We start from the raw sequence: 8,089 nt of genomic DNA on the forward strand, positions 1-8,089 counted from the left end.
TTAATTAATTTGGTGGTAATAAAATAACTGATGGTTAGGTAATATCTCTGGATGCAGTATTTTAATTAAGTCAGATAAAACTATATCTGGGTTACTAATTCCGCCTTCCCAATAATCATTACCTCCACTTTCATTAACACGGGCATTATTATTGTAAAGATTGCCTGTTTTCACAGCCTTAAAATCAGTATGGCGATTATCCTCTACGACTAAATCCTTTAAATTATTCCAAGATTGGCTAAAATTCAACCAGTAGTCAGCATTGGCTGCACGTTCCAAAACAACTTCAAAAGATAAAGGTAAACTACCAGAGGATTTATCATCACTCCAGAGATAGTTTGCTCCTGCGTCAGCCAGATATTTAGCTACGTAACTTTTACCTCCAGGCATATACCAAGTTCCTTTAAAATTGAATCCTATAAATACAGTTGGACGATTTTTTACAGATTTAGCTTTTTGAGCTACTCGTTCATATTTATTGGTAATTTCACTAAATATTTTTTCTGCTTGTTCGTCTTTATTAAAAAACAGAGCAGTAAATTTTAACCATTCGCTTCTTCCCAGTGGTGTGTCTTCCATATATTCAGAATTTATCCCCACTTTCAAACCCGCCTCTGTGAGTTTACTATAACTATCAGTTTGGGAATTTCCAGTACTAAAAGTTGTTATCAAGTCGGGATTTAATTCTAGTACTTTCTCTATATCCACATTTGAATTATCACCTACTTGTGCTAATTTTCCGGCTTTGATTCTCTCGACTACATCAGGAGTATTGACTTGTTTACTATTACTAATACCAATCAGTTTATTAACTACACCTAATTTGGCTAGGTGGGGTAAATAAGTAGTAGATAGAGAAACTATGGAATTAATGGGAACTGTAATTACCCGTGCTTGATTAAATTCTTTTGGCGTGGGAGTTCCACATTGAACTAAAACATATTGAAACTTTGTGTTGGCATTCTGCCAAGGATTTTTTATAGTGACGATTTTGTAGTGTTTATGATACTCTACTGCCAAGCCTGTTGCATGAGTAATCTTAATTTTATTCGGGAAGTAATCAGTATTGGGATCATATTTTTGAATACAACCGTTATTATTGGTATTTGTAGATATGTTAATTGCCGTACTATGGCAAGCAATTACTAAAGTCGCAATGAGAAAAAACTGATATAAAAAAATAATTTTGGAATTAGGCAATTTGACAAAATTCATATTATCTAATTTTTTGTCTATCGGTGGATAATTGATGATAGTTTGACTACCCAATGAGAAGGAGAATCTCCCTTAACTATGATATTTTGGGGAGAGATAGTATAACTAGATGCTAATTCAATTACAAGTCGGGTTGTCTGGGGGTCAAGCTGTGCTATCCGAATTTCTCGAATCGCTGAACCATAATTTTGTTTGGTTTTAGGATAGCCCAAAATAGTTCCCGATAAATCAATAACAAGTCTTTTAGGATTATCAATTAAAAAAACTCTCGGTTGAATACCTGAGTCAGTGGTTAGGTCAAGCTGATTGTGAGTGGGGTCAAAGTGCCAAGATTCTAATCGAGTTGCTTTTGCCGGAGAGGATAGCAGCAAAATACTAATTAAGCTCAGTAAAAACCAGCGTAATTTCATACAGTATGGTGAGGATCTTGTTGAATTTACTTACAGAGATTTTCTTAGATAGTAAATCACATCAGAACTGATTGAAAATCATAAGTAAGAAAATCTCAGATGTCAATAATTTTGGATAATCAATAAAAACTTATTTAGTAAAGATAGATGGAATTTCCTGACAGTCAGTATAATTTCATTCACACCCATTTTCAAACGGGTGGACAAAGCTTTCTCAAATTACTATAGAAGCACCCATGAAACTGAGATTTTATTATTGAGAATTAGTTGATTGAGAATTAGTCTGTATGTTTTTATCTGTACAAGGTGTGATTTTCTCTGTTGGTGAAAGGTATTCTCCTTCAACTCCGATAGTAATTCCCCTTGTCTAACGTAAGGCATTTATCGCTTTCGGACAGTCACAACCAAATTTAGCGTTAGCGATAGCTTACCGAAGGTATCGCAGCATCACTTTCCTCATCTGTCATGTTTAGTTATATCACCTTTTGATTATCAGCCTGAGTATTATCAGCTTTTGCCATAAATAGGCGATTAAAAGTTGCTAAATGAGCATTTCCAGTACAGTTTTGACGTTGACAATTTAAAGTAGCTGTATGAGCATCATTTGTGGCAGCATTCTCAGGTAATTTCTCCTGATTGAGATTATTTGCTTTTGCCGATTTATCAAAGAACAAATTCAGTAGCAAAGAACTAACAAACGTTGAGCTTGCAAATAAAATTATAGGTAGTTTTTTCACTACTTTCTCCCAAATATGCTACTATGTAACTGCACAACTTTAACACCTTCAAATTTCAATGTCAGTCTATTTTTACATTAAAATTAAATTTTAATCATTCTATCAACAAATGTTAATACATTCAGGAGTAATAATGAGAATTGGTTAATGATTTTTTATAGCAACTAAAAAACATTGATTAGCTATAGATAAATGGAAATAGGATAATATAGATAAAATATAATTATCCCCTCTCGGAATAAATAATTTTCATTTTTTTAATATTCTGGGATTTAAGTCTTTAGCCTTGCTATTAAAACTCTATATATCGCAATTGAAATAAAGCAGTAAAACTAGAAAGCATTTTTTTATTTTGGATAAGTTCATTGTGTTTTTGTTCCTATTGAGAGGGTATACTGAGGCTGGAATTCTGCCCATTCTTTGCATATAGTTTTGTAACATTGCTGTGGTGTAATTGGTAAATTAGTTAAATAGAAAAACCCAGCCTGATTTCCGTATTCCAATAAAAATACAACATCGTTATGCGGATTATACTTGTCTACAGCTTCGAGAATATGAGCATTCATGAAGTGTCTTTGCAACAGTACGGTATCGGGTGCTGCTAACCAAGCATTTAAGAAAGCTGCGAGATTTTTACGTGGGATAAAATGCGCTTTAAATGTTTCACCAGCTATACCTAAATGAGGATAATTGGTGCTGCAAATTACCACACCGCGTTCTCCTCCTAAATAACCAACCCAAGCGTTGTAACCAATTGCCAATAAATTAGTAGCGATAAAATATTGTTGCCAATCTTGAGTGTTTATTTCTGTAGTCATCTTAAATTAACCTCATGAATTGATAACTGCCAAAGTTGGATAGAATAACACAGATGGCTCTCAAAAATAGTGCGTGCTGCTAACCCTTCAGCAATTGGCTTTTCTAGCCAGCGCTTAAACACCCAACGACCGAGTGCGTGTAATGGAGGGAAAGCGATCGCCACCAAATCTGCAATATATTTAATAGTAGTTAGCCCAAAAGTACGGAATTTCTCAACACACAAATCAATTGTTGGTGCAACTTGGGTGGAGATGTCCTCAGTCTTGATTAACTTGAACCCAGCCTTTATTAAAGCTGCTTGTAGTTCACTGGCGACATGACAATTGGAAAAGATACCCTTTTGGTATTCAGCATTAGAACGCATCATATCGGCAAGCAGCAGGTAGCCATTACTACTTAGGAAACGAGCTGCACCCTCAGCTAAATCATTAATAGCAATATACTGGCTGCTTTCGCTTAACAGAATTAAGTCGTAGGAGTTTGAGGAGTGAAAATCTTCAAATCTCATTAAGTAAAAAGGGACTTGAGAGTTGGTATTTTTAATAAACCTCTGTTGCTGAAGTGCATCAGGTGCTAATCCCTCAACAGTAAAACCGCGAACGTCCAAGTATGCTGCGTTACCACCAATCCCACAGCCTACGTCAAGCACAGTTTTTACAGTCTCTGGAATAAAACTCAAAAGTTTAGCTGTATAGGCTTCTTGAGCCGCACGCAGGCGAGTTAGAGTCAATTCCTCACCCGCAATAGGTAGTGGTTCCCAATACCCGTAATGGAGATAAGAGGAATTTGTGAGTCCCATGTAATAATCTATCGCTGCATTTTGGTAACGAGTTGGTTTCGGAATATTGCTTGATTTGGGCTTGAGCATTTAGGAATAAAGTAAGTTTTAGAGCATTAGGATTGGCTGAAATTCTGACCAACGTTTACAAACTTGTTCGTAGCAATCGGGTGGAGTAATTTTTAGTTGGTGTAAAAAATTAACCTCAATCTGAGGTTCAGCCTTTAGCACCAGAAGAATATCTTGATGGGGATTGTATGTTGCGATCGCTGGGAAAATTGATGAAATCATGGATGAACAGATTGATTGTGATATAAATCCGCCATCCTGAAATGATCGCAAGTAAAACCTAATCAGATCGCAGGGGAGAAATTGGAGGGTGAAGGGAACTGTATTAACACTTGTATTTGTCGGGTGAGTAACTTTAGTATCCACATCACAAATAACAACTCCCCGCCCAAATGACTGAAATCCTTTCCATCCTGTGTAACCGATTACCAGTATATTGTTATGGATAAAGCTGTTTTGCCAGTAGCCAAAATTTCCTTGCCAAACACTATTGGATGGTCGCATTGACTTCCTCTCCTAAAACAATTGACTCAATGCGAACCTGCTCAAGCTCTCGTCCAATCAATACTAATCGCGTTTGACGGGGTTCCTGGGGTTGCCAAGGACGATCATAAAAGTAGTCAAATCGATTACCGACACCCTGTAATACCAGACGCATGGCTTTATTTGGAACTGCTACAAATCCCTTAATTCGATAAATTTCTTGCTGTTGCACCAATGTTTGCAAGCGTTTTACTAGGACAGTCGGCTCAAATGCTTGGTCTAGGAGTAGTTGCACTGCATTAATCCCTTCATCATGTTCGTGTTCAGCTTCGTTGTCGTGGTGGCTAGGGCGACTATCTAAGTTATCTTCTACCGCAGCGTTGAAACCGAGTAACAAATCGCCACTAATTTTTCCATCCTGACAAGGAATGACTTTTACACCAGGGGATAAGTTCTGCTTTAGCCAATCCTGCACCCTAACTTGCGTTTGTTCATCAACGCGATCGCTCTTAGTTAGCAATACTAGGTCAGCACAAGCGAGCTGATCTTCAAACAGTTCCTCAATGGGTGTTTCGTGTTCTATGCTAGAGTCGGCTTGTCGCTGGGCTAAAAGGGCTGCTAAATCACCTACATATTGATTAATTGCCAAGGCTTCGCAATCCACCACAGTGATTACGCCGTCTACTGTAGCGCCTGTGCGAATCTCTGGCCAGCGAAATGCTTGTACCAATGGTTTTGGTAATGCTAGTCCAGAAGTTTCAATCAACATACAGTCAAGGCTGGCGCGTCGCTTCAGTAATTCCTGCATTGTTGGGAGGAATTCTTCTTGTACTGTGCAGCACAAGCAACCGTTGGTCAGTTCAACAATATTACTGTTGGGGTCTTCTTCATCGTCACAAACTCGGCAGTCACGTAAAAGTTCCCCATCAATTCCGATTTCGCCAAATTCATTCACTAAAACAGCAATGCGTCGTCCCTGATTGTTTTGCAGTAAATGGCGAATTAACGTTGTTTTGCCTGCGCCGAGAAATCCTGTAATGACTGTAACGGGAATTTTTTGCATATAAAGCGTGTCGTTTGTTGATTAAGGGAGCAATTACAAGAAAGAAGTTTTAACCGGAGATATCATGCAGTGTTGCCAGTGTTAAAATCCAGATGTTTATGTTCTGCAACGCCGCCGAGGATCAGTGGTCAGAAGCTAGATGTTTAACGTTATCGTTGCCATTAGTCGCTTCCTGGGCAGATATAGGGTCAAGTTGTGGCTGGCGACCCCACAGCCCTAAATCACGAAAAATTTTGCTGGTCATCGGCGACAGGGCATAAGCTCTCGTAGGCGTTGGCGTAGCCTCTCGCAGAGAAGCCCGCCGTAGGCATCGCTCTGTTGCTTGCTGCTGTTGTTGTGCTTCCACTACTAAAATTCGCAAACCTGACGATTGCAGTCCACAGGCTAGCGTCAAACCCGAAATACCGCCGCCGACAATAACTACATCGCAGTCCGCCAAAGATGGATTTGGTGATGGGGTCATAACTTGAAACTCATTCATTGGTGATCGTGCGTAGGCGCAGCCCGCCGCAGGCATCGCTACCCAACTAAGCTTGAGGGAGTTCCCTTAACAAGGTTTCTATCCATCAATTCTGTACGTGAGTGCGATAGCGTCCGCTCTGCGGAAGCGCTGCTGCTTTCAGCAGATCGCACAGCGCGGAACATTCCAAATCGGCACAGTCCTGTACCAAATGCCAGACGCATCAGCAATAAAGTCGGTACTTCGCGCACAGACTTGATGAAACCAGACAGTCCAAAACGCAGAAATCCGCTTGGTCGAACCACCCCTTGCCAAATCGAATCTAACCAAGAAGGAAGGGTTTCTTGCGTCCAGTCTGCTGTAATCACCTCCCCTTCAACTAAGGAAGTCGCTACCAAAAGCTCGGAGAATCCCTTAATGCTAGAAAAAGCTGGATGAGACCACTGATTTAGGAGTTGCCGCATCACTGGTTTCTCCCAAAAATTTAGCGGTTTTTGGCGGTCATCCCTTTGATTCCAATCAGCAACAACCAATACTCCACCAGGTTTTAGCACCCGCATTAATTCTCTGGCAAAAACAGCTTTATCAGGCATGTGGGGACCTGCTTCGATTGACCAAACCACATCAAAGCTGGCATCTGCATACGACAATGCCATTGCATCATCGACTGCAAAGTGGGCGTTTAGTTCTTGGGGTGTTAACTCCTGGGCGCGTTTCACCTGCTGGGGGCTGATTGTAATTCCTGTGACAGCAAACCCATAATCTCGCGCTAAAATGCGACTGCTGCCCCCGATACCACAGCCAACATCTAAGACGGTAGTACCATTCGGCAATTTATCTAGACCACCCCATTTAACCATGTAATGTACAAAATCAGATTTAGCAGCCAAAAAATCTTTTCGTCGTGGCGGCAAACCGTAGTGACCGAGGTGAATGTGTTCTCCCCAGTAAAACTCTAGGATGCTGTCAAGCGTCCATTGGTCGTAGGAATTGGCGACTGTGGCTGAGGATTGATACTTACGAGCAGTTAGGAAATAAACCGCAATTCCAATTAGCAAAACTAGAAGAGAACCAATTGCAAAATAAAGTAATAGAGTTGACATTGTTGTGAAAGCTTTCTATGTAGCTAACTGTTGATAGATTTGGGTGTGTTTATGGTTCATCCCGAATTATCCGAGCGATGGCAATAGTAATCTTCCTATACGTTGAACTTGCGATATTTTGCCAACCTCGAATCATTTTCCTGGGATTTAGAAAGGGTTTTTGCTTATCTTCTCTAAAACCCGTTTGTTTGACAAAAGGATGAACAGCAGTAGGAATCTGACCAGCTCGGTGAAGATAAAATTTCGGCATGATGATTAACCGAGTCAGAATTTAACGAAAATACACTGAAGTATATGGCGTGCATATACAGCACTTTCAAGTTAGTGCAATATCTTGTCGAAAATTGCTCAGATTTCTAAGTTTAAATAATTACCTGACTACTGACAAAGTAATTACTAATTGAAATTTAATATTAATTATCTATTTCGTGGAAAGCCGCCATTTGTAGCGTTTTAATATGCGCTGCTTTCAAAATATCAGACCTGACCGAAGAACAGACAGGATACAAGCCCCTAAATTTATTTATGGAGACTGGAATTTGGAATTTGGAATTTGGAATTTGGAATTCCCCGTTCGCGTAGCGTCTCGCAAAGAAGGGGTTGACGCTCATCATGTAATAAACCATCCGTGCCTCGCAGATGTACAAAATTTACAAGTCAACTTCGGCGGGCATTCTGACTCACAAGGCAAGCCTTGATTACAGTTGCGGGACAGCGCCGGATTCACACCGGACTTTCCCCCTTACGTCTGATGGCTGACCCCCATCAGAACCGAGATTCCTTTGCATATTAACACAACTGTGATTTGCTTGCGTAAAAATCAATGGTCGATCTATACTGGCATTCGTCATGAATCGGGGCAAGTTCAATTCTTTCCCAAAACTTGCTCTGGATTTTTATTAGACTTGTCGCTAAATAAGATTTAAAAAATGATGAAATGGACTTCTCAACT

Annotated in this window: 10 protein-coding genes and 1 riboswitch; all 10 genes read right to left on the reverse strand. The window is 39.8% G+C overall.

Annotated elements, in window-relative coordinates; translation table 11 throughout:
* Nucleotides 1-1,215: an ABC transporter substrate-binding protein gene (locus tag ACFE90_RS06290; protein ID WP_375498753.1), complete on the reverse strand. Its 1,215-nt coding sequence runs from the start codon at nt 1,213-1,215 to the stop codon at nt 1-3.
* Nucleotides 1,216-1,232: 17 nt separating this feature from the next.
* A complete protein-coding gene (locus ACFE90_RS06295) occupies nt 1,233-1,625 on the reverse strand; it encodes an AMIN domain-containing protein (protein WP_375498755.1) in 393 nt (130 codons plus the stop codon).
* Between the two features lie 473 nt (nt 1,626-2,098).
* On the reverse strand, nt 2,099-2,362 hold the full coding sequence (locus ACFE90_RS06300; RefSeq protein WP_375498757.1) for a hypothetical protein: 264 nt from the start codon (nt 2,360-2,362) through the stop codon (nt 2,099-2,101).
* A 362-nt stretch (nt 2,363-2,724) separates the two neighbouring features.
* On the reverse strand, nt 2,725-3,180 hold the full coding sequence (locus ACFE90_RS06305) for a hypothetical protein (protein ID WP_375498759.1): 456 nt from the start codon (nt 3,178-3,180) through the stop codon (nt 2,725-2,727).
* On the reverse strand, nt 3,177-4,049 hold the full coding sequence (locus ACFE90_RS06310; RefSeq protein ID WP_375498761.1) for a class I SAM-dependent methyltransferase: 873 nt from the start codon (nt 4,047-4,049) through the stop codon (nt 3,177-3,179). The genes ACFE90_RS06305 and ACFE90_RS06310 overlap by 4 nt, the downstream gene beginning before the upstream one ends.
* An 18-nt stretch (nt 4,050-4,067) precedes the next feature.
* Nucleotides 4,068-4,532 carry a hypothetical protein gene (locus tag ACFE90_RS06315; RefSeq protein ID WP_375498763.1) on the reverse strand — a complete coding sequence of 155 codons (465 nt, stop codon included), beginning with the start codon at nt 4,530-4,532 and terminating at the stop codon, nt 4,068-4,070.
* Nucleotides 4,516-5,574 (reverse strand): cobalamin biosynthesis protein CobW, encoded by a 1,059-nt coding sequence (gene cobW / locus ACFE90_RS06320; protein WP_375498765.1) that lies wholly within the window; start codon nt 5,572-5,574, stop codon nt 4,516-4,518. Before cobW ends, ACFE90_RS06315 begins: the two co-directional genes overlap by 17 nt.
* Before the next feature lie 121 nt (nt 5,575-5,695).
* Nucleotides 5,696-6,037, reverse strand: a complete 342-nt coding sequence (locus tag ACFE90_RS06325; protein ID WP_375498767.1) for an FAD-dependent oxidoreductase — start codon at nt 6,035-6,037, stop codon at nt 5,696-5,698.
* Nucleotides 6,038-6,093: 56 nt separating this feature from the next.
* Nucleotides 6,094-7,137, reverse strand: a complete 1,044-nt coding sequence (locus ACFE90_RS06330) for a methyltransferase domain-containing protein (protein ID WP_375498769.1) — start codon at nt 7,135-7,137, stop codon at nt 6,094-6,096.
* 49 nt (nt 7,138-7,186) lie between these two features.
* Nucleotides 7,187-7,387 carry a hypothetical protein gene (locus ACFE90_RS06335; protein WP_375498771.1) on the reverse strand — a complete coding sequence of 67 codons (201 nt, stop codon included), beginning with the start codon at nt 7,385-7,387 and terminating at the stop codon, nt 7,187-7,189.
* A 397-nt stretch (nt 7,388-7,784) separates the two neighbouring features.
* Nucleotides 7,785-7,928, reverse strand: a riboswitch (cobalamin riboswitch).
* Nucleotides 7,929-8,089 lie beyond the last annotated feature (161 nt).

Source organism: uncultured Nostoc sp. (genome assembly GCF_964245445.1).
GTDB lineage: Bacteria > Cyanobacteriota > Cyanobacteriia > Cyanobacteriales > Nostocaceae > Nostoc.

Bases quoted from the DNA above. Each gene is read 5' to 3' on its own strand.
- ACFE90_RS06290 (WP_375498753.1), bottom strand. From the start codon at position 1,215: ATGAATTTTGTCAAATTGCCTAATTCCAAAATTATTTTTTTATATCAG.
- ACFE90_RS06315 (WP_375498763.1), bottom strand. From the start codon at position 4,532: ATGCGACCATCCAATAGTGTTTGGCAAGGAAATTTTGGCTACTGGCAA.
- ACFE90_RS06305 (WP_375498759.1), bottom strand. From the start codon at position 3,180: ATGACTACAGAAATAAACACTCAAGATTGGCAACAATATTTTATCGCT.
- ACFE90_RS06325 (WP_375498767.1), bottom strand. From the start codon at position 6,037: ATGACCCCATCACCAAATCCATCTTTGGCGGACTGCGATGTAGTTATT.
- cobW (WP_375498765.1), bottom strand. From the start codon at position 5,574: ATGCAAAAAATTCCCGTTACAGTCATTACAGGATTTCTCGGCGCAGGC.
- ACFE90_RS06310 (WP_375498761.1), bottom strand. From the start codon at position 4,049: ATGCTCAAGCCCAAATCAAGCAATATTCCGAAACCAACTCGTTACCAA.
- ACFE90_RS06295 (WP_375498755.1), bottom strand. From the start codon at position 1,625: ATGAAATTACGCTGGTTTTTACTGAGCTTAATTAGTATTTTGCTGCTA.
- ACFE90_RS06330 (WP_375498769.1), bottom strand. From the start codon at position 7,137: ATGTCAACTCTATTACTTTATTTTGCAATTGGTTCTCTTCTAGTTTTG.
- ACFE90_RS06335 (WP_375498771.1), bottom strand. From the start codon at position 7,387: ATGCCGAAATTTTATCTTCACCGAGCTGGTCAGATTCCTACTGCTGTT.